The 20,849-nt window shown below is 58.1% G+C and carries 22 protein-coding genes; 18 read left to right on the forward strand and 4 right to left on the reverse strand.

Translation table 11 applies throughout. From position 1 onward, the window contains the following. Window positions 1-82 precede the first annotated feature (82 nt). From PY649_RS26340 to PY649_RS26350, 3 genes are all read right to left on the reverse strand, one after another. On the reverse strand, window positions 83-286 hold the full coding sequence (locus PY649_RS26340; protein ID WP_285871801.1) for a hypothetical protein: 204 nt from the start codon (window positions 284-286) through the stop codon (window positions 83-85). A 127-nt stretch (window positions 287-413) separates the two neighbouring features. Further along, window positions 414-644: a hypothetical protein gene (locus tag PY649_RS26345; protein WP_285871802.1), complete on the reverse strand. Its 231-nt coding sequence runs from the start codon at window positions 642-644 to the stop codon at window positions 414-416. Between the two features lie 452 nt (window positions 645-1,096). After that, a complete protein-coding gene (locus PY649_RS26350) occupies window positions 1,097-1,366 on the reverse strand; it encodes a hypothetical protein (RefSeq protein WP_285871803.1) in 270 nt (89 codons plus the stop codon). On the opposite strand from PY649_RS26350, the gene PY649_RS26355 reads away from it, so the two are divergent. Both PY649_RS26355 and rpoN read left to right on the forward strand, forming a co-directional pair. Beyond that, on the forward strand, window positions 1,359-1,898 hold the full coding sequence (locus PY649_RS26355) for a peroxiredoxin (protein WP_285871804.1): 540 nt from the start codon (window positions 1,359-1,361) through the stop codon (window positions 1,896-1,898). The genes PY649_RS26350 and PY649_RS26355 overlap by 8 nt on opposite strands. Window positions 1,899-1,968: 70 nt before the next feature. Then, window positions 1,969-3,408, forward strand: coding sequence for an RNA polymerase factor sigma-54 (gene rpoN, locus PY649_RS26360; RefSeq protein ID WP_285871805.1), 1,440 nt, complete (start codon window positions 1,969-1,971; stop codon window positions 3,406-3,408). Between the two features lie 45 nt (window positions 3,409-3,453). Here rpoN and PY649_RS26365 read toward each other — a convergent pair whose 3' ends face one another. Continuing rightward, window positions 3,454-4,119 carry a nitrogen fixation protein NifQ gene (locus PY649_RS26365; protein WP_285871806.1) on the reverse strand — a complete coding sequence of 222 codons (666 nt, stop codon included), beginning with the start codon at window positions 4,117-4,119 and terminating at the stop codon, window positions 3,454-3,456. Between the two features lie 471 nt (window positions 4,120-4,590). On the opposite strand from PY649_RS26365, the gene PY649_RS26370 reads away from it, so the two are divergent. From PY649_RS26370 to PY649_RS26445, 16 genes are all read left to right on the forward strand, one after another. Then, window positions 4,591-4,911: an iron-sulfur cluster assembly accessory protein gene (locus tag PY649_RS26370; RefSeq protein ID WP_285871807.1), complete on the forward strand. Its 321-nt coding sequence runs from the start codon at window positions 4,591-4,593 to the stop codon at window positions 4,909-4,911. A gap of 25 nt (window positions 4,912-4,936) precedes the next feature. After that, complete coding sequence (locus PY649_RS26375; protein ID WP_285871808.1) at window positions 4,937-5,599, forward strand: iron-sulfur cluster assembly scaffold protein; 663 nt, start codon at window positions 4,937-4,939, stop codon at window positions 5,597-5,599. A 29-nt stretch (window positions 5,600-5,628) separates the two neighbouring features. Beyond that, on the forward strand, window positions 5,629-6,855 hold the full coding sequence (gene nifS / locus PY649_RS26380) for a cysteine desulfurase NifS (RefSeq protein WP_285871809.1): 1,227 nt from the start codon (window positions 5,629-5,631) through the stop codon (window positions 6,853-6,855). Window positions 6,856-7,051: 196 nt separating this feature from the next. Then, window positions 7,052-7,435, forward strand: a complete 384-nt coding sequence (nifW, locus tag PY649_RS26385) for a nitrogenase stabilizing/protective protein NifW (protein ID WP_285871810.1) — start codon at window positions 7,052-7,054, stop codon at window positions 7,433-7,435. Window positions 7,436-7,616: 181 nt separating this feature from the next. Next, window positions 7,617-8,468: an electron transfer flavoprotein subunit beta/FixA family protein gene (locus PY649_RS26390; protein ID WP_285871811.1), complete on the forward strand. Its 852-nt coding sequence runs from the start codon at window positions 7,617-7,619 to the stop codon at window positions 8,466-8,468. Window positions 8,469-8,533: 65 nt separating this feature from the next. Next, window positions 8,534-9,592, forward strand: a complete 1,059-nt coding sequence (locus PY649_RS26395) for an electron transfer flavoprotein subunit alpha/FixB family protein (protein WP_285871837.1) — start codon at window positions 8,534-8,536, stop codon at window positions 9,590-9,592. 11 nt (window positions 9,593-9,603) lie between these two features. Next, window positions 9,604-10,908, forward strand: coding sequence for an FAD-binding protein (locus PY649_RS26400; protein ID WP_285871812.1), 1,305 nt, complete (start codon window positions 9,604-9,606; stop codon window positions 10,906-10,908). Window positions 10,909-10,920: 12 nt separating this feature from the next. Further along, window positions 10,921-11,220: a ferredoxin family protein gene (locus tag PY649_RS26405; protein ID WP_120708947.1), complete on the forward strand. Its 300-nt coding sequence runs from the start codon at window positions 10,921-10,923 to the stop codon at window positions 11,218-11,220. A gap of 178 nt (window positions 11,221-11,398) precedes the next feature. Beyond that, complete coding sequence (gene nifA, locus PY649_RS26410; RefSeq protein WP_285871815.1) at window positions 11,399-13,144, forward strand: nif-specific transcriptional activator NifA; 1,746 nt, start codon at window positions 11,399-11,401, stop codon at window positions 13,142-13,144. Between the two features lie 229 nt (window positions 13,145-13,373). Beyond that, window positions 13,374-14,855, forward strand: a complete 1,482-nt coding sequence (nifB, locus tag PY649_RS26415) for a nitrogenase cofactor biosynthesis protein NifB (protein ID WP_285871816.1) — start codon at window positions 13,374-13,376, stop codon at window positions 14,853-14,855. A gap of 33 nt (window positions 14,856-14,888) precedes the next feature. After that, a complete protein-coding gene (locus PY649_RS26420) occupies window positions 14,889-15,083 on the forward strand; it encodes a 4Fe-4S binding protein (protein WP_120708944.1) in 195 nt (64 codons plus the stop codon). A gap of 97 nt (window positions 15,084-15,180) precedes the next feature. Next, window positions 15,181-15,504 (forward strand): nitrogen fixation protein NifZ, encoded by a 324-nt coding sequence (locus tag PY649_RS26425; RefSeq protein ID WP_120708943.1) that lies wholly within the window; start codon window positions 15,181-15,183, stop codon window positions 15,502-15,504. After that, window positions 15,501-15,713 carry a putative nitrogen fixation protein NifT gene (nifT, locus tag PY649_RS26430; protein WP_120708942.1) on the forward strand — a complete coding sequence of 71 codons (213 nt, stop codon included), beginning with the start codon at window positions 15,501-15,503 and terminating at the stop codon, window positions 15,711-15,713. The genes PY649_RS26425 and nifT overlap by 4 nt, the downstream gene beginning before the upstream one ends. 34 nt (window positions 15,714-15,747) lie before the next feature. Then, on the forward strand, window positions 15,748-16,629 hold the full coding sequence (locus PY649_RS26435; protein ID WP_285871818.1) for an SIR2 family NAD-dependent protein deacylase: 882 nt from the start codon (window positions 15,748-15,750) through the stop codon (window positions 16,627-16,629). Window positions 16,630-17,137: 508 nt separating this feature from the next. After that, window positions 17,138-18,343 (forward strand): AAA family ATPase, encoded by a 1,206-nt coding sequence (locus PY649_RS26440; protein ID WP_285871820.1) that lies wholly within the window; start codon window positions 17,138-17,140, stop codon window positions 18,341-18,343. Beyond that, window positions 18,336-20,843 carry a S8 family peptidase gene (locus PY649_RS26445; protein ID WP_349644448.1) on the forward strand — a complete coding sequence of 836 codons (2,508 nt, stop codon included), beginning with the start codon at window positions 18,336-18,338 and terminating at the stop codon, window positions 20,841-20,843. Before PY649_RS26440 ends, PY649_RS26445 begins: the two co-directional genes overlap by 8 nt. Window positions 20,844-20,849 lie beyond the last annotated feature (6 nt).

A 20,849-nucleotide genomic window follows, 5' to 3' on the forward strand; every position in this document is an offset into this window, starting at 1 on the left:
GATTCCTGGTGAACCACCGCCCCTTGCTGTGTTCAAGGCCAATTTGGCACCGGGGAAGCGGCGCGTGACCCGCGCCGCCGCGTTACAGGCTTTCGACGCGCAACAGAGCCGTCTCGAGCCCGTAATCGGCGATCAACGCCCCGGCGCTGGCGAAAAGCACAAGGTCGCTTCCTGTGGCGTCCTTAATCGCCTTCAGGCGGCCGGAGAACTTCTCGATATCGTCCAGCGAAGACGATCGCCGACAGAGGAATTCATTTCGGGAAGCCCTTATCGTCAATACCCACACCAGAGGCTCCATGTTGCAAGAGCTTTGCTGCCATCAACTGCGCATTATTGATGTTCCGCGAAGCCGGAGTCACCATCAGCTAGGATCAGCAATCCGCTGGCGTCCGTCATTCGTTCCTCCACCTCAATCAATTTGTCCAACGTGTCTCATTGACTTCGCGGTAGCCGAGGGTCTCCGAAATGGACAGGTCGGACGCCCAAATGGCCTTGAAGCTCGCCTGCATGCAACCGCAACAGGAAAGCCCATCATGCGCGTCCATCAGATACGTCAGGTCCGGGGAGGAAATCAGATACTCGAAGCGTTCTCGTCGGATCCTCAATCGCCCGATGCTCTTGGGAACGAAAACAGTTTGATCCATGGTCATGCTCCTTCGGAAATCTGGCAGTGCCGTGTGCCGGAAAAGCCGTCAAAGCAAGTTGACTGCCGGATGGGCGCACCGCAGGACTTGCGGCCCGGGCCTGAGACCCTAGGTCGATCTTCCGACATTCTTGTCTCGCTTCGAACACAAAATGGTTTGCGCATGGACACATGGGGAGGACCGAAATATTCGATCACCATGATCCGTCCCGAACCTGAATCTCACCGCTAGCGAACACGGATGGCTTGCCGAAGAACTGTAGGGTGTGCAGATCCCAATCTGGATATGGTCGGGAGCCATAACAGCGGCGCGCCGGTGGGTGCTGCGAGAAAAGGTGTCCGGCAGATCGCCGTGCCTACACGCGCACGCACGGCGGGCGCTGCGGTCCCTGTCGGTGGTGCGCGTTGATACGACCGATAGACTATCCGGAACGTTTCCGCCTTTTTTGAATATCAGACGCGTCTGGTAACGAGCAACCAACCAAAGTCACCGCGGCGGGCGTTATTTAAGGCCGAGATATTTGGTTCAGCGCCTTTGCTCGCTACGCGTCCCGTCCTCATCCTCAAGCCAAAGCTCAGTGCGAAAGCAGCGTGATTCTCTGCCTTGAAGGCAAATGGCATGGCGCTTGCCTGACCAGCATGCATGCCAAAATCGGATACGGCGGCCGCAAACGCGAAACAATGCGTCAGCTTTTCTTGTGAAGGAGCAATATGAATGACCATGAAGAAGACTGTTCCCTTCGTCACGTTCCGCACGCGTGTTCGCGACGCGTCCCTGCCAGGGCCAAATCCGTATTATTGGAAAGACAACACGTCCGACGACTATTTCAGTGGCAAGCGCGTCGTCTTGTTTTCGTTGCCAGGCGCCTTCACCCCCACCTGCACCAACCAGCAGCTACCGGAGTTCGAGAGCCTTCATGGGGAGTTCCGGAAGCAGGGCATCGATGAGATTTACTGTCTCTCCGTAAACGATGCATTCGTCATGAACGCTTGGGGCAAATCCGTAGGGCTTCAGAACGTCAAGCTCATCCCTGACGGCTCGGGCGAATTCACCCGTAAGATGGGCATGCTCGTCGCCAAGCACAATCTCGGTTTTGGAATGCGCTCCTGGCGCTACGCCGCGGTGATCGATAACGGCGAGGTGGAGCAGTGGTTCGAGGAAGAAGGCTTCTCCGACAACTGCCAAACCGATCCTTACGGCGTCTCGTCGCCCCAAAACGTACTGAAAACGCTCAAGGCCTCGGCCGCAGCGTGATCCCACAGGAATCAAGGTCTCATAAATCGCGCGACTAAGTACAAAGATCGATGGGAGCTTCCCTCTTAGGATGCAGTATTTAGCAAACCTTCTCCAGCGCCAAAGGCAATCGCTGGTTATCACGCCCCAGCTCATCCAATCCATACGCTTGCTGCAACTGGCGCACGGCGAACTGCGTCAGTTCGTCGAGCAGGAAATAGAGAAAAACCCCTTTCTGGAGCTGGCATCAAGCGACGGCATGGCTTCTGACGATGTCGTGTCGACTTCGGAAAGCAGCCCGGACATCGGCGCACAGGACAGCAAGGTTGATGCGCCGACACGGCGCGACGCCCCCGAGCCGCTCGGGGAATGGAAATCAATTCGAAATACAACCAATGCTTCGTCAGAGCAGCGCCCGGCCTTCGAGGAGTTTGCTGCCTCGACCGAAACATTGCACGACGATGTCGCTCGGCAGATCGCCTTGACTGCATTTACCTCTCGAGATCGGCTGATTGCCGGCGCGCTCGCCAATCATCTGGAAGACACCGGATATCTTCAGGTGAACCTTTCGGAGCTGGCGGCGAGTCTCGATGCCCGCGAAGATGAGCTCGAACGGGTTCTCGCAACCTTGCAGCTTTTCGATCCACCTGGAATTTTTGCACGAACTCTTAGCGAATGCCTCGAGATACAGTTGCGCCAGCGAGATCGGTTCGACCCCGCTATGGAAGCGCTGGTTGCCAATCTTGAGCTGGTCGCGCAACGCGACTTTCGCGCATTGAAACGGCGCTGCGGCGTCGACGAAGAAGACCTTCTCGACATGTTGCATGAAATCCGAACACTGGATCCCAGGCCTGGAAATCGCTTCCAGTCCGGAAGACCGGAAGCCATCATCCCCGACGTCAGGGTCATGCCTTCCACCGGAGGCGGGTGGCAAATCGAGCTCAATCCCGACATGCTGCCCAAAGTGCTCATCAATCAAACCTATTTTGCCGAGGTCTCTCGTCTGACCGCGCATGATCCGCAAGATCAGGCATTCCTCAATGAATGCTTCCAAAACGCGAACTGGTTGGTTCGCAGTCTCGATCAGCGCGCCAAGACGATCCTTAAGGTAGCGACCGAAATCGTCCGTCAGCAGGATGTCTTTCTGGAACACGGCATCGCGCATCTTCGGCCGCTCAATCTCAAGACTGTCGCTGACGCGATCGAGATGCATGAGTCGACCGTAAGCCGAGTGACCTCGAATAAATACATCCTCACCCCACGCGGCGTGTTCGAACTGAAGTATTTTTTCACGGTCGCGATTGCCTCCTCTGAAGGCGGCGAGGCACACTCAGCCGAAGCTATCCGCCATCGCATCAAGGCGATGATCGCCGCGGAAACGGAAGACAATGTGCTTTCCGATGACAGCATGGTCGCCCAACTTAGGGCAAGCGGAATCGATATTGCGCGACGTACCGTCGCAAAATATCGCGAAGTAATGAACATCCCCTCCTCCGTGCAACGTCGCCGCGAGATGCGTGCAGGCTTGTAATGATGACGTCAGGCCTGATGGTCCCGCACCTCTGGCGAAAGCGGTTCAACAACGGCTTTCGCCTTTCTCGGGGCCGAAGCACGCTTCGATCTCGCTGCATTCCTGACAACTGGGAGAGGCGCACAACGAAAAGCCTTCAGCCTCGCAGAGCTTGCGGTAGAGGTACTTCTTCCATCTCATGTTGTTCGCGTTTCCGGCCGCCAGCATCGGAAAATGCGTGGCGAACAAGCGGCCGAGGTCGGCTCGGTCAAGGAGGCCAAGGTTCTGCCAAAGATGGTCGTCGCGCAGGGCGCGTCGGGCAATGATTTTGGCAAAGCGGGCGCTGGCCGGGTCGTTTGGCCGGGCATGCGCCAGTAGCAGGCCGCGCAGAAGCTCTTCCTCCGTACCGAGCTCTGGATCGCTCGCCGCCTCAGGGGAGAACGCCTCGACCAGTCCGGCGGGGAAATTCCGCCCCAGGATGTCCCGCAGCTCGGCAGGAGAAAGGCCGGTTGCCTCGGTCGCCGACGCCTGGCCAGCCTCGATCTCCTCAAGCGCCTGCGAAAAGACACAGGCAAGCACATATTCGTCAAAATCCATCTCGATGTCCATTCGCAGCCACCGCCCGACATTGGGTGACTGTGAGTATTGCTGCCGACTGGGCTGATAGGACATCCGTATTCCGCGATTGATGTCATTTCCCTTTAAAACCTGAATCTGATGCAGATCTGACATGGCGCGTTCATTCCTTCGCTCATTGATCAGGGCCGGCTGCTGTAGGCGGCCGCCACGAGAGAGTTTCAAAAATTATGCCAGCCTGGCCAAACAACCGCGTCGGGCACAACTTTCCGGTGTTTTTTCAACCACTTCATAAGTGTGCGCAAAGGATTTCGATTCGACATCGGATGTCGCCTAATCGACAAACTCGACAGCCGCCCTTGGTGCCGAGCCTTTCGCGGTGAACTGCCACGAGAGTTCTCGCAGCGACGATGACGGCCCCGGCGGGAAGATGGCGCATGGATACTTTGGCGGGCGTCCTGGAATTCACAGCTGATCGCCCGGCTTTTTAGGATGCTTGCGGTTCAACGATATCGGACACCCGCATATTATCGGTAGAAAGATCCAACTGTTTGCGAAGGTTTTCTCTTTGGCACGGTAGATGCACGGTCGTTCGCGAATTTGCAAACGACCAATGAGAACCATTACATGATCACGCTCACCGAGAATGCCGTTGCCGCCATGAAGACTGCGCTCAGCGGAGGGGGCGAGCCTGCGCAAGGCGTGCGCATCACGGTCGAGCCCGGTGGCTGCGCTGGGCTCAAATACTTGATGGGACTGGAAGGCGGCCCGCGCGAAGGCGACGCAATCATTGAGACAGACGGGGTCAGGCTGTTCGTGGACGTGGGCTCCCAGCCACATGTCAACGGCATGACCGTCGACTTCGTCATGGGGCTGGAGTCCTCCGGCTTCATCTTCGACAATCCCAACGCGGCAGACAAGTGCGCTTGTGGCAAGTCCTTCACCTGATCATCTGGGATTGGTGTGAAAAGTCATGCGGAACAATCGCGATAAGCTCAAGAAATCATCTTGCGATCACAAGGGCGCCCGCGTTCTGCAAACCGCCAATCCCGAAAGCAACGGTGGCGCGGTTGTCTGCGGCAACGCGCTTGGATTGGTGATGAGATTCGATCAGCCGATGGAAGCAATCACTGCCGCAAAATTACAGGCGCTCTGCAGCCGTTTCGCGATCGCCTGCTCGTCGGATTTGATCGAATTCATCATCGGCAAAACCGCGCTGCGTATCATCAATTACGACTTAGCGGATTTTCTCGATCGGCCGCCCTTCGCAGGCTCGCCATCATCGACCGGGTCATTTGCGATGCGAAGTCGCACGTCCCGGCCAGGTGCTTCGAAGCTGCCGAAGAAGCGGTTGTTGAGGTCGCTGCGGCGTTGGTCGTCGAAGGCTTCCTTGCGTCAGAAAAGAGCTGGGCGGCAGGCACAAAGGAAGGCACCGTACTCGAGGGCGAGGAAACATTTGTGCAACCGACGATCGTTTGCGGTGGAATCTCGCCGTGGCCGTGGGGCGCATGACGGGGCCCACCTGAAACATTCCGAGCGGCATCTAAAACTGCCAAATGACGTCGCTGCAACGAGTTCGGGCAATCGAACGCTGCCGCTGTCGTTCTCGCCTGACGGAAAAATGAAGACCACTTAGCGTCATTCGGTCAACTGAGGATTGCCTCGATGAGGTCTGTATATCTCGACAACAATGCAACGACGCGAGTCGATCCGGAAGTGGTGCAAACGATGCTGCCGTTCTTTACGGATCAATTCGCCAATCCGTCGTCCGGTCACAATTTTGGCTCGTCGGCCAGCGCGGCCATCACGGCCGCGCGCCGGCAACTGCAAGCACTGATCGGCGCGGAGTTTGAGCATGAGATCGTCTTTACCTCCGGCGGGACGGAAAGCGATAACGCAGCGATCCTGTCGGCGCTCGAAATTATGCCCGACCGCACACAAATCGTGACGTCCGTCGTCGAACATCCGGCCGTGCTGACGCTATGTGCGCATCTTGAGAAGAGGGGCGGCATTAAGGTGCACAGGATTCCAGTCGACCAGCATGGTCGCCTCGACCTCCAAGCCTACCGGATGGCCCTCTCTCCCCATGTTGCAATCGTCTCGATCATGTGGGCGAACAATGAAACCGGCACGATCTTCCCGGTCGCCCAACTCGCCAGTTTGGCCAAGGAGGTCGGCGCCATTTTCCACACAGACGCGGTACAGGCGGTTGGAAAACTTCCGATAAATCTGAAATCGAGTGCGATCGACATGCTGTCGCTCTCCGGCCATAAACTGCATGGCCCCAAAGGGATCGGCGCGCTGTGGGTAAGGCGCGGCGTGCGCTTCGAGGCGATGATCAAGGGGGGGCACCAGGAGCGCGGCCGGCGCGCGGGCACGGAGAACACCGCAGGCATCGTCGGGCTCGGCAAGGCCGCCGAACTTGCCTTGAAATTCATGCAGGACGAAAACAGCCGGGTAAGATCACTGCGAGATCGCCTGGAGGAAGGGCTTCTGCGGCGCATCCCAGATGCGTTCGCCACCGGCGCACCATTGGAGCGGTTACCGAACACATCAAATATCGCTTTCGAACAAGTCGAAGCTGATGGCATACTCCTTCTCCTTGATCGCTATGGCATCGCCTGCTCCTCCGGTTCCGCTTGCACGTCTGACTCGCCGGAGCCGAGCCACGTCCTGACGGCGATGGACATTCCCCATATTTCGGCACTCGGAGTCATCCGTTTCTCCCTGTCGCGTGACAACTGCGAGGACGACATAGACTACGTGCTCGACGTTTTACCTGGAATTGTCAGCGATCTGCGTGGCCCTTCTTCAGTTACGGCGAAACGGGCAAAGCATCGAAGGCCTTTGGGGTTTGTTGACCCGAAGGAGAAGGGCAGAAATCCCTCATGAATCGATCGCGATCCCTTCAAACTATACGAAGCCGCCTGACTGCAACGACGTCACTCGCCTCCCCTGACGAAGGCGGAAAACTCCGACTTGCCAGCCGCGTGATGCCAGGAGCCTGAGGAATGTTCGTCGGCGGTTTTCGCAGAGCTAATGGCCCCGAACTCAGCAGAGACCACCATTTCCGATTAGGGAGAATGCCATGAGCAGTTGTTACAAGAGCAGCCGAACCATCGACGCTACCGAAATTCTCGCGCGGTTGAAAAAATTGTCCGCTGCGGAGGAATTTTTCGAACTCCTTGACGTTTCCTTTGATCCCAAGGTGCTTGACGTCTCACGGCTCCACATCATGAAGCGTATGGGACAATATCTGGCCGAAGAAGATTTCTCCGATGTCCCGGAGCAAGTCGTTGCTGCCCGGGCCCGCGCCATGCTTGAACGTGCCTACGAAGATTTTGCGACGTCCTCCCCACTTACACAGCGCGTCTTCAAGGTACTCAAAGATCACGATCCCGCCAGACCAAGCCAACCGGGCCACGCCTTCGTGCCATTCCATTCCATCCTGAAGCGTTTCGGCAAGGAATGAATGCGACATGGTTGCGGCTTGAACGATGTCGAAAAGCCGACAAACCCGGTATCAGCGCCGGCACCCCTATAGAAAACATCGGAATTTCAAAGGGATGGGAAAGCTAAGAAGGGTTGGCACAGATGGTGCTTTGCAAAAGATCGAGTACCGAACCCGTCATTCGAACAGGAGCGAAGAGACCATGCACGTTGTCGTCTGTATCAAGCAGGTGCCGGACTCCGCCCAGATACGCGTCCATCCTGTGACGAATACGATTATGCGCCAGGGTGTGCCGACCATCATAAATCCTTACGATCTGTTCGCCCTTGAAGAAGCATTACGGTTGCGCGACGCCCACGGCGGCGAGGTCACAGTTCTTACTATGGGTCCGCCTATGGCAGAGGATTCGTTGCGCAAGGCGCTTACCTACGGCGCAGATAGGGCGATACTGTTGACCGACCGCCATTTCGCCGGTTCCGATACGTTAGCAACCTCTTTTGCTCTTTCGCAGGCGATCGCGAAGATTGGCGAGACCTTCGGCGCGCCCGACATCGTCTTCACGGGCAAGCAGACGATCGACGGCGACACCGCCCAGGTCGGGCCCGGCATCGCCAAGCGCCTCGATCTCCTGCAGCTCACCTACGTCTCAAAAATCGCCTCCATCGATCTGGAGGCGCGCGAAATCAAAGTCGACCGCCGATCGGAAGGAGGCACGCAGATGCTGCATGGCAGGCTTCCCTGCCTCATCACCATGCTGGAAGGCACCAACGAGATCCGCCGCGGCTCGCTCGACGACGCGCTACGCGCTGCACGCAGCCCGATTGTAAAGTGGAGCGCAGCCGATGCCGGCATTGAGGACCTGAGCAAGTGCGGGCTGCGTGGTTCGCCGACGGTCGTCAAACGCGTCTTTGCCCCTACAGCCCGGGTGGAAAAGGCGGAGCAAATCACCACGGCCGATAAGGGCCTGATCGATCTTGCCGATGAGTTGATCGTCGAAATCTTCGCCCGTCAGCCGGCGCTGGAACAGGAACTCGCCTTCGACGCTAGCGCCTAACGGCTAGGAGCACGACATTGACTGCAACTCAGGAAACACCTCCTCCTGTCGCCGGCCGTGCCGGCATGAAGAAAGAACTTCCGGAGCATTTCAAGGACTATCGACACGTTTGGGTCTTCATGGAACTGGAGCGCGGGCATGTCCATCCCGTCTCCTTCGAACTGCTAGGCGAAGGCCGCAAGCTCGCAGACCAGCTAGGCGCCGACCTTGCAGGCGTCGTTCTCGGACCTCCGGGAGACGCCACACAGCATGCCATTGCCGAGGCCTTTGCTTATGGCGCCGACGTTGCCTACCTCGTCGAGGCCCCGCTGCTCGCGGACTATCGGAACGAGCCTTTCACCAAAGCACTGACGAATCTCGTCGTCACCTACAAACCTGAGATTCTGCTTCTCGGTGCGACGACGCTTGGCCGTGACCTTGCCGGTTCCGTGGCGACAACCTTGTTCACAGGTCTTACGGCCGATTGCACCGAACTCGACGTGGATACGGACGGTTCCCTTGCCGCAACGCGGCCGACTTTTGGCGGCTCTCTTCTTTGCACAATCTACACGCTCAACTGCCGACCGCAGATGGCGACAGTGCGGCCCAGGGTCATGGAGATGCCGCAGCGCATGAATAGGCCGATCGGATGCGTCATTCAGCACGAGGTGCCGATGTTCGAGGAAGAGATCGTCACCAAAGTCCTCGGGTTCCTTTCCGATGGCCAGTCGGCTAATTCCAATCTCGCCTATGCCGATGTCGTGGTGGGCGGGGGCTTGGGGCTCGGTACGGCGGAAAACCTCAAGCTTGTGAAGAATCTCGCGCGGGTGATTGGAGCCGAATATGGCTGTTCGCGGCCGCTGGTCCAGAAGGGCTGGATGCCGGCAGATCGGCAGATCGGTCAAACCGGCAAAACCATCCGGCCGAAGCTCTATATAGCGGCCGGGATTTCCGGCGCCATCCAGCACCGGGTTGGCGTCGGGGGAGCTGATCTTATTGTGGCAATCAACACCGACCCGAACGCGCCGATTTTCGACTTCGCCCACCTCGGGGTCGTTACGGATGCGATCCGCTTCCTGCCGGCACTGACTGATGTTTTCACCCAACGGCTGTCGCCGCACAGTCGCGATAAGCTTGCGAACTAGGGGACAGGGCCATGAGTGAGGAAAAGTTTGACGCCATTGTCATTGGCGCCGGCATGGCCGGCAACGCAGCTGCTTACACGATGGCAAGCCGTGGCCTCAAGGTGCTGCAGTTGGAGCGTGGTGAATATCCGGGCTCCAAGAATGTTCAGGGCGCCATCATGTACGCGAACATGCTGGAAAAAATCATCCCCGATTTTCGAGATGATGCGCCTCTCGAGCGGCATCTGGTCGAGCAGCGCTTCTGGATGATGGATGACACGTCCCACGTCGGGATACAATACCGATCGGATGACTTCAACGAATCGCGGCCCGAGCGCTACACAATCATTCGTGCCCAGTTCGACCGGTGGTTTTCGCGCAAGGTGCGCGCGGCCGGAGCGACGGTCCTCTGCGAGACGACCGCGACGGAACTCGCGCACGAAGGCGGCAAGGTGATCGGTGTGCGCACCGACCGTACCGGCGACATCATCCTTGCGGACACGGTCGTTCTCGCAGAAGGCGCCAATGGACTGCTTGGCACACGGGCCGGTTTGCGTCAGACGCCGACACCTGAGAGCGTGGCGCTGGCAGTCAAGGAAATTCACTTTCTGCCAGAAGATGTGATCGATCAGCGGTTCGGTCTTCACGGCAACGAAGGCTGCGTGATCGAGGCAGCCGGCACCATCTCCCGCGGCATGGCGGGGCTCGCCTTCCTTTATACCAACAAGGAGTCGATCTCCCTTGGCATCGGCTGTCTCGTCTCCGACTTCGCGGCGACTTGCGAAAGCCCTTATGAGTTGCTCGAAGCATTCAAGAACCATCCGTCGATCAGGCATCTGATCGCGGGTGCCGAGGTGAAAGAATATGCCGCCCATCTCATTCCCGAAGGTGGGTACAAGGCAATACCCGCTCTCTTCGGCGATGGCTGGGTCGTTGTCGGCGACGCAGCACAGCTCAATAATGCCGTTCACCGCGAGGGTTCCAATCTTGCCATGACGTCGGGTCGCATCGCCGGGGAGGCTATTTTCGAGGTGAAGAGCCGCGGAGGTCGAATGACAAAAAAGAATCTCGCCCTTTACAAGACAATGCTGGACGAGTCCTTTGTCATTAAAGATCTTAAGAAATACAAGGACATGCCCGCGCTCCTCCATACCAACTCCCGCAATTTTTTCATGACATACCCGAAGTTGATGTCAGAGGCCTCGAAAAATTTCATGCGTGTCGACGGTACGCCGAAGATCGAAAATGAAAGAGCGACCACGGCCGCCTTCATAAAGGCGCGTTCGCGCCTGGGGCTGGTCAGTGATGCGGTTCGCCTGGCATTCGCTTGGCGTTGAAGGAGAAATATGATGACCGTTGCAGCGACGAAGTTGCGCGTGGAGGACAAGCTTTTCCAGAACCGCTATCTGGTTGATCCGGGACGTCCGCACATCACCGTGCGGCCGCACGAGCATCCGAGTGCGAACCTGCGGGCGTTGACGCGCATCTGCCCGGCGAAATGCTATGAGCTGAATGACAAAGGCCAGGTAGAGATTGCCGCCGACGGCTGCATGGAGTGTGGCACATGCAGGGTGTTGTGCGAGGCCAGTGGTGAGGTTGTGTGGAACTACCCGCGCGGCGGCTTCGGTGTTCTTTTCAAGTTCGGGTGAACGGCTCTATTCTTAAATAGGTCAACAGCACACTGTTTCGATCACATCCAGGCGCTGCATCAATTTCGCGTGGAACCAGCTTGCAATTTCAGAAACTAACATTAGAGTTTCTATTTATACAAATAAGTACAAACGATGGTAGTGATGTGATCGTTTTACACAGCTAAAGGTGCTGAAAATGACCCGCATCCTACGCGATTGCGCCGATGAAGTTGGAACTTTGCCCGGATCATCCAGCAAAACGCCTGAAGTGGAAATCTCATGCAGCGGGATCTATGAAATATCCAAGCTCCTGACTGCCGCTGTCCCGCTGGAGATCACGCTTGCCAATGTCGCCAATATCCTCCCCACCTTTCTGCGGATGCGTCACGGAGCAATTGTCGTGCTGGCCGGCGAAGGGGAGCCGGAAATTACCGCGTCGGCCGGCGTCGCCGACTGCCGTCAATCCGGCGCTCGCTACATTGTTCCAGGCGCTGCGATAGACCAAATCGTGACGACCGGGCAGCCGCTCGTGATAAGGGAAACCAGCAAGTCCGATTTATTCCGGGCCGATCCTCAGCCGTCTGTGAGCAGCGACTCTATCCCAATCACATTTATCGGTGTCCCTCTAAAGGCTGCGCACAAACTAGTAGGAACGTTATGGATCGACCGCTTCAGGGACAGCGCGACCGAGCTCCGTCATGACGAAGATATCCGCTTCCTTACCATGGTCGCCAATCTTATCGGCCAGACTGTATCGTTCCATCGAGCGCTGAGCACGGCCGGTCCGCAGATCCTTCAGCCGCGAAAATCGCCCGAGGGCAATAGAAACGACGCCAGCCGGGCTGCGCGAGTCAAAGTCGACTGGATCGTCGGGGAAAGCCCCGCAGTCAAGCAGGTGCTCGAGATCGTTTCCGCCGTGGCAATGACGAATACCACCGTGCTTCTGCGGGGTGAAAGCGGCACCGGTAAAGAATTTTTTGCACAAGCCATCCATGAGCTTTCCCCTCGCAGGAAGAAGTCTTTCGTCAAACTGAACTGTGCCGCATTGCCGGAAGGTGTTTTGGAATCGGAATTGTTCGGACATGAAAAGGGTGCCTTTACCGGGGCTGTCTCACAACGCGCGGGGCGTTTCGAATTGGCGAACGGCGGAACGCTTCTCCTTGATGAAATCGGCGAGATTTCGCCTGCCTTTCAAGCCAAGCTCTTGCGCGTCTTGCAGGAAGGCGAGCTGGAGCGGGTGGGCGGAACCAAGACACTCAAAGTCGACATCCGGCTCATATGCGCAACCAACAAGGACCTCGAAGTGGCTGTCGCGAATGGGGAATTCAGGGCCGACCTTTACTATCGCATCAACGTGGTGCCGATCGTCTTGCCACCGCTTAGAGAGCGGCCCGGGGACATTCCACGCCTTTCAAAAGTTTTCCTCGACCGTTTTAACAGGGAGAACAATCGCGACCTCACCTTCACGGCGCCGGCACTGGACCTGATCTCGCAATGCTACTTCCCTGGGAACGTCCGCGAGCTGGAAAATTGCGTGCGGAGGACGGCCACGCTGGCGCATTCAAAGGCGATCGCTCCCTCGGATTTCGCTTGCCAGAACAGCCAATGTCTTTCGGCGCGCCTTTGGAAAGGAGACGACGGTGGTCATGGCGGTAAGACCATCGATGAACTCATTCGAGGTAGAACGATACCAGCAGTATCGCCGTTCTCCACCCCGCCCGGCGGCGCATCGCACTCGGAGGTGATGCCCGTCAAGGCCTGCGATCCAAACGGTCCGGCGTGCCCGGCCATATCACCGCGCCTAACGGAGCGGGACCGGCTGATCGACGCGATGGAGAAGACCGGATGGGTTCAGGCCAAAGCGGCCCGCATGCTCGGCCTCACGCCGCGCCAGGTCGGCTATGCTCTGCGCCGCCATAATATCGAGGTGAAAAAGTTCTAAGGCTATCTCCTTCGTCAGGTCGAAGACGATCCATTGCTCCGCGTGACAAAGGCACGTCGCGTTTGCGACCCAGCTTGTGTGCCCAGCGTCAGGAACTAACAAAACTATGTCGGAGCACACGTCTTGAATCGGACACCAGACGCTAAGACGCCTGACATCAAACGATTTCTGGGGTTGGCATAGCTGTTGCAGTCTGATCGTCGACGTTCACCAACAACGGAGTTGTTTGATGACTGCATCGATGATTTCGCTTGATAGCCTGGCCAGCGCCAAAACGTCCCACGACAGGCTGACTATCGCGAAGTCCAGTAACTGCAAATCCTCGTCCTGCGGCCCAACCGCCAAGTCGAACGACATAGACGCAGCAATCTGGGAGAAGATAAAGGATCATCCGTGCTATTCAGAAGAAGCACACCACTATTTCGCGCGCATGCACGTCGCCGTCGCGCCAGCCTGCAATATCCAATGCAACTACTGCAATCGCAAATATGACTGCGCCAACGAAAGCCGGCCCGGGGTCGTCTCGGAAAAGCTGACGCCAGACCAGGCTCTGCGCAAGGTCATTGCGGTCGCCAACGAAGTGCCCCAGCTTTCGGTCCTAGGCATCGCCGGGCCGGGCGATGCCTGTTACGACTGGCAGAGAACTAAGGCAACATTCGAAAAGGTTATCGCTGAAATCCCCGATATCAAGCTGTGCATCTCGACCAACGGGCTAGCACTGCCAGATCATGTCGACGAGCTTGCAAGCATGAATGTCGATCACGTGACCATCACCATCAATATGGTCGACCCGCAAATCGGTGCGAAAATATACCCCTGGATTTTTTACAACCACCGGCGCTACACCGGCATCGAAGCCGCCGAAATCCTGCACGAGCGGCAGATGTTGGGCCTGGAGATGCTGGCGGCTCGAGGCATCCTCACCAAGATCAATTCGGTCATGATACCCGGCGTCAACGACGAGCACTTGATCGAGGTGAACAGATGGGTGAAGGAGCGTGGCACGTTCTTGCACAACGTCATGCCGTTGATTTCGGAGCTGGCGCACGGCACCTACTACGGCCTGACCGGGCAACGCGCTCCGCGGCCAATCGAATTGAAGGCGCTTCAGGATCGTCTCGAAAACGGCGCCAAGCTGATGCGCCATTGCCGGCAGTGCCGGGCAGATGCCGTCGGCCTACTGGGCGAGGACCGTGGCAAGGAATTTATGCTCGACCAAATTCCTGGCGAGCTCTCCTACGACGACCGCAACCGCGCGGCATACCGCGAGGTAGTCGCGCAAGAGAGAAGCATTCACGCAGCAGCCAAGAGCGAGGCGATAGAAATGGTCAAGGCAGCAGGCCCTGACGGGTCACTTCAAATCGCGGTAGCGACCAAGGGCGGCGGTCGCATCAACGAACATTTCGGCCATGCGAAAGAGTTCCAGATTTATGAGGCCTCCCCGAGAGGAATCGCCTTCGTCGGCCATCGCAAGATCGAGCAGTATTGCCGCGGCGGTTGGGGTGACGACGCCACACTCGACGCCGTCATCGTTGCGCTCGAAGGGATCGACATAGTGCTCTGCGCCAAGATCGGAGATTGTCCTAAGAAGCGGCTGGCGGACGCCGGCATTCGAGCAATGCACGCTTATAGCTATGATTACATCGAAACCGCAATCAGTGCGGTTTATGCCGCCGAGTTTGGAGTCGGCCCGCTGACGGCGACGGCGTGAACTGTTTTATTTGAACGTCCTCAGGAGTTGATAATGGCTTTCAAGATCATCGCATCCCAATGCACCCAGTGCGGAGCCTGCGAGTTCGAATGTCCATCAGGTGCGATAGAACTCAAGCGTGATAACTACGTGATCGATCCGGATAAATGCACAGAATGCGAGGGAGCTTTCGAGACGCAGCAATGCGCAGCGGTATGTCCGGTACCGAAGACCTGCGTTCCAGCCTGATCTTCGGTCCGCTGGCCGCGGAAGGCAATATCTCTTCCAAAGGACACTTTGAACTTCGTCGTTAAGTGGAGCAGTCCCAAGAAAGTAAGGAACCGCGGTGAGCCCAGGACGCGAACAAGAGGTGGAAATCGGCTCTCCGCCGCAATTCCTGCCGGGCGAGCGGGTCCGTGCCACACGCCATATAAAGAATGACGGCACCTATCCGGGCAAAGACGTTGGAGAAAACCTGGTGCGGAAAGGCGATGAGGGTTATGTGCGCGACATCGGCACCTTTCTACAGCAGTTCTACATCTATGCGGTCGAATGGATCGATCGCGGCACCATCGTCGGCATGCGCGCGCGTGAACTGACGAGCCTCGACAAAGCCGCGGTTGGCATTGCCGAAACGGCCACCAGCCCCAAAGAAGGAATAGCTCCGTGAAGGTCATGATCCGCAGAACCGGAACCTGCCTGACAGCATATGTTCCCAAGAAGGATCTCGAAGAGCCGATCATTGCCATGGAGAATGAAAATTTATGGGGCGGGTGCGTGCTGCTTAGGAACGGTTGGCGGCTCGCCCTGCCCGACCTGCCGCAGGACACGCGTCTGCCGATCACTGTCGAGGCAAGAAAGATATCTGAGGAGGACTAGGCGCTGCTAACGAACAACGAAAGGCGACAAGGGCATGACCGTGCGTCTTAACTCCGATCATCTTTCGGTCTGCAGGGATCATCACGCCGAAAGGCAACTTCATTTGCTGAAGGAAGCGCTCGTCGCGGATGAGCTCATCCCATATCTCGGTCCCGGGCTCCTGCAACTGAGTTCGGCGGCACCGCCTGTACCGGACAGGCCGGCGGCCGTTGCAGCGGCTCTTAACAAACGGGCGACAGTCTCTTCCAAGATACGCAGTAACATGTGGTCGGTCGCGCAATTTATCGAGCAGCGCAGGCATCGCCGGACGCTTCAAGCGTGGATGGCGGAGATATTCGCCCCATCCGTGCCGCCGACTGCCCTCCACCTCTGGCTTGCGACGCTGCCACTCTCGCTCATCATCGACAGTTGGTACGACGGAACGATGCGAGCAGCCATCGCGGCGAAAGGCCGAACAGACGTTGTCGAGATACAGGGCATCACGCGGGCAAACGAGAAAGCGCACATTTGGACGAAAACCTACGATTTGTCCGGGAGGGAGCTCGGCCCCGGCCCAGTGGCAAGGACGGTGCTTTATGCGCCGCATGGGAGCGTTCGGCCCGCCGCCAACTTTCTCGTCTCCGATTCTGATTATGTCGAAGTCCTGACCGAAATCGATATCCAGACGCCGATCCCTGAAAGAGTGAAGGAGCGACGCACCAATCGCGGTTTTTTCTTCGTCGGCTGCCGCTTCGACGATCAGATGTTACGCATTTTCGCCCGCCAGATCATGAAGCGTTCCAACGGGCCACACTTCGCCGTGATTGATGCCGAAACCATGACCAAGAACGAACGCCGCTTCTGCGCGGAATGCGCCATCTCCCTGATCGACCTGTCGATTGGCGAGGTTGCGGCTGGTCTTGTCGATCCGACATAGCTGCGGGCGAGCCAGACTCCGCAAATCGCATGCCGACCGAGGATCATAAAGTCTTCCCGACGTTACGCCGAATTCAGCAGAAAATCATCAATAGCCAACGCCTGCTTTGCGCCCGCAAGCGGATGCCGGCTCGGTTTGGATGCATGACCGATCCGGGGCCGGCTGTCTGGCCGACGAAGTTCGCGTCGGACGGAACTAGTCACCGGCTCCTGAAATGGCTCGATCAAATTCGGCGATACCGGGCCAGCCAAGGCCGAGTGCCTCTATTCAAGTAGCAATTTGGTGGTGGGCATCGGCCTACCACTGTTCGCAAGAGCGCTCCCCAGCCGCGTCGGTGCCGCGGCCCCGGCGCTGTGTTTCCGCACCAAAAGCCAGAACCGACGCAACCCGGCGCCGACATGGTGCACCAAAATATCAGTAATGCGCATCATTTTCTGATTGAAATGCACCGGTTGTTGTTATATATGCATCATAGTGGCGTAACCGTGCAACGCGCCGAGGATTTTTCATGGACCATTTTACTATCATCCAAGCCCTGTGCCGCGCCGCGATGGCGGATGCCTCTCCAGCTCTGCGCAAGCAGATCGAGCGCCTGCGTGACGCATTAGCCAAAGATGGCGAACAGCAGCAGTCGGCCGCCTTGGCCAGCATTCTTACGACTGCCGACCGGACCAAGGAACTTGCCCCGAGCCGCATCGAACGGTCCAGGACGCAGATTTTTGGTGAACCTCTGACCCGCAACACGCCGGTGCCTGTCGATCGTGAAACGTCGGCCCCGCTTGCTGACATTATCTTTCCGGCTGACATCCAGTCAGCGGCTCCCTTGTTCAACGAGACCGTCAGTCAGGCTATCGGCACAATCATTGATGAATGGGCAAATTTCGATGCGCTCGCCGAAATCGACATTCGGCCATCGAAGACCTGTCTCATCTACGGTGTTCCCGGAACCGGCAAAACTCGTCTGGCACTCTGGATCGCCCAGCAGCTTGATCTGCCCGTAGTGCTTGTGAAGCTTGACGGCCTCGTGTCATCGTTTCTCGGCACGACGGCGCGAAACATCGGCAACCTGTTCACGTTCGCGAACCGCCATCGTTGCGTTTTGCTGCTGGATGAGTTCGACGCCATCGCGAAAGTTCGAGATGATCCGCAGGAGGTCGGCGAGATCAAGCGGGTGGTGAACGCGCTCCTGCAGAATCTCGATATTCGCCGCGATGTGGGCTTTACGATCGGCGTCACCAATCATCCCAAGCTACTGGATTCGGCTGTCTGGCGGCGCTTCGAGGTCCAGCTCGAAATCCCTAAGCCCGACTTCGAGATCCGTAAGGCTATTGCCGCGCATTTCATGCGCCCTGTGAAGGCGCCAGACAGCCATTTGCGTCTGATTTCGTGGTTCACCGAGGGCTCCACCGGGGCTGAGATCGAGTCGCTCGTGCGGACATACAAAAAGGCGACGACTGTACGGGATGAGGACAGGCGCGGGCTTTTGGACACGCTGCGACAGTTCGCGACCCTGAACGCGGCGCGGGTTCAAAGCGAACGGCGGGCGTTGCTGTTCGATGATGCAGGCAATCTGTTCCGCGCGATGCGCGATGACCCGATCCTTGGCTTCTCCATGGCTGATATTGGCGAAATCGCCGGCAAGGACAAATCAACAGTCAGCCGGCAGCTTGGCCGTGTAGCCAAGATGGGCGAAGGTGAGGTTTCCAATGGCTAGCCCGATCCAGATCGTCCTCAACCCCGAGAATTATGAGGAAGCCCGCGACGCTGGCGGCGGAGGCGGACACAAGGACTTCTTCGCGGATCGCGATGCCGAATTCGCCAAGCACAAGGCGGCCCTTATGAACCAGATCGACACGATCTCGGGGGTTCTGAGTGCTCAAGCTCAGGGTGACGTCGGCTTTGTGAAAGTCATCCTGCGCCGGGAGGCATGGGCCAAGAGCCATCGCCCGGTCGCGAGTCTATTCCGCAACGATCGCACGCCGGTCGTGGGCGGGGGTGATCTGGGTGTCATGATCGTTGCCGCGCGCCCCGGCGCCCTGCAGCAAGTCTCATCGGAGATCGACAAAGCCGAGACTCATACAGAGATGCGTTTCAACGAGAACAAGCAGAAGGACGAACCTCATCCCACTGCTCGCAAGAGCGAGACGGGTGCGATTGACCGGATCGAACTTTATGGCCCCTCAGACCGCCGTAGCTTCTCCGTGGAGGCGGCGGTTGCATGGCTCTCCAAGCCAGCGACCGGCGGCAGCTATCAAGTCGAATTATTCGAGGCCCTGCCGCCCCGTTCCGAATGGGATCGTCTCGATGCGGGCCAACGCCGGCTCGTCGAGAGCTTCATCGCAGGTTTCAGCCAGCTCAATGGCGGCGTGACGGTCGAACGGCTGCCTAATCACCGCAACAGGCATCCGCTCCTTTCCGTCCGCCTTGACCAATCGAGCGATCAGCCGGTCCTGCAACTGACCGGTTCCACGGTCAGTGAACGCCGCCGCGAGTTGGCGCCATTCAGCGCTGACACTGGGCGCCACGCCCGCCTGCTTGGCTTTCTTGATAGTCATCCGTTGGTCCGGCGCATCGAGTTGCCAGGCATCGTTGTCCGTGCAAGTCAGTCGGTCAATCCTATCGCCCGCACGCGACCGACCGACCTTGCTCTTCCGGTTCGCGACAGTCGTCGAACACACCCTCGGATGGGGATCATTGACGGTGGCATCAGCGATGCGCTGTCCGAGTGGGTTATCGATCGCTGGGACATTCTCGCTGACGAAGATGTTGACCTTGCGCATGGCACCTTCATTGGTGGTTTGGCGGCAGTGGGCGGCGCCTTGAATGGCGTGGAAATCTGTCCAGAACCCGATGGCGCAGAGTTGGTCGACGTCGCCGTGTTCCCGAACGAACGAAGGGCAGGAGCCTTCGCGTCCTACTACCCCGAAGGTCTTCCCCAGTTCTTCGACGAAATGGAGACGGCGGTATCCGATGCTCGCGCCCGGCATGGGGTCCGGGTGTTCAACATGAGCCTCAACATTTTGCAGCCGGCCGCCCCTGATCGCTACAGCCCACACGCTGCGCGCCTCGATCATATCGCTGAGAGCAACAATGCGATCATGTTCATTTCGGCGGGCAATATTCAGCCACAGGATCTGCGGGCTGAATGGCCCGCCGATGCGACCGCAGCTCTCGCCAATCTTGCAACTGCTCGCAACGATAGCCTGTTGACCCCTGCAGAGAGCGCTCGCAACGTCGCCGTCGCGGCGCTCAACCCGCCGGGACACAGCGGCTGCGTGGCTTTTGCACCGACTCGCTTCAGCAGGCGTGGTCCCGGTTTGCGTGCGGGTGTGAAACCCGATCTTGCACATATCGGTGGCGCTGGCTCGTTACATCCCGAACTCGGGCATGGCCTCTTTTCCATCCTGCCCGACGGAACCGTCGTGGATGGCTGCGGCACCAGCTATGCTGCGCCGATCGCCGCGAAAACGGCCGCCGTTCTTGATCATGCCATCGAAGGCGAGGTCTCACGCGAAACGCTGATCGCCCTGATGGTCCATCACGCCGAAATGCCGGTGCCTTTGCAACCGAAGGAGCTCGCGCCGATCGCGCGTCATATGGTGGGCTTTGGTCTCCCGCCTTCGGCGGATCGGATCCTTGAGACCGGCGATCATAGTATCACCCTTGTTTTCGCATCGCGGATTCAACGCGATCAGCAGATCAACTTCCGTTTCCCTTGGCCCGCCTCGCTGGTCGGGCCGGGCGGGAAATGCCGAGGTCGGGCGAAGATCACCTTGGTCTCCACCCCGCCTCTTGATGCGCGGTTTGGCTCGGAGTTTGTTCGCGTGAACATCAATGCCACCTTGCAGCAGGAAAAGCCAAAGGGCGGATGGAAAGGGCAACTAGAGCCCCTCTATCTTCCGTCAAAACGCGAAGCACAGGTCATCGAGGCCGAGCGCATCGAATATGATCTGAAGTGGAGCCCGGTTAAAGTGTTGGCCAAGACCTTCCCGAAGGGTGTTGGCGCTTCCTCCAACTGGCGGCTGTTCGTGGACTATCTGACCCGTGCCGGAGAGGTCATGCCGGAGGAAGGCGTGCCGTTCACGGCTATCGTCACGATCAGCGATCCGGATGCTGAACAGCCGGTGTTCAACGATATGCGTCAGAGCCTTCAGGCGCTTGGCACGCAGATCGCGGATATCCGAACCGCGGCCCGCATTACACCAAGGGTTTGATAGGGG

This window comes from Rhizobium mayense (genome assembly GCF_030272705.1).
Taxonomy (GTDB): Bacteria; Pseudomonadota; Alphaproteobacteria; order Rhizobiales; family Rhizobiaceae; genus Rhizobium; species Rhizobium mayense.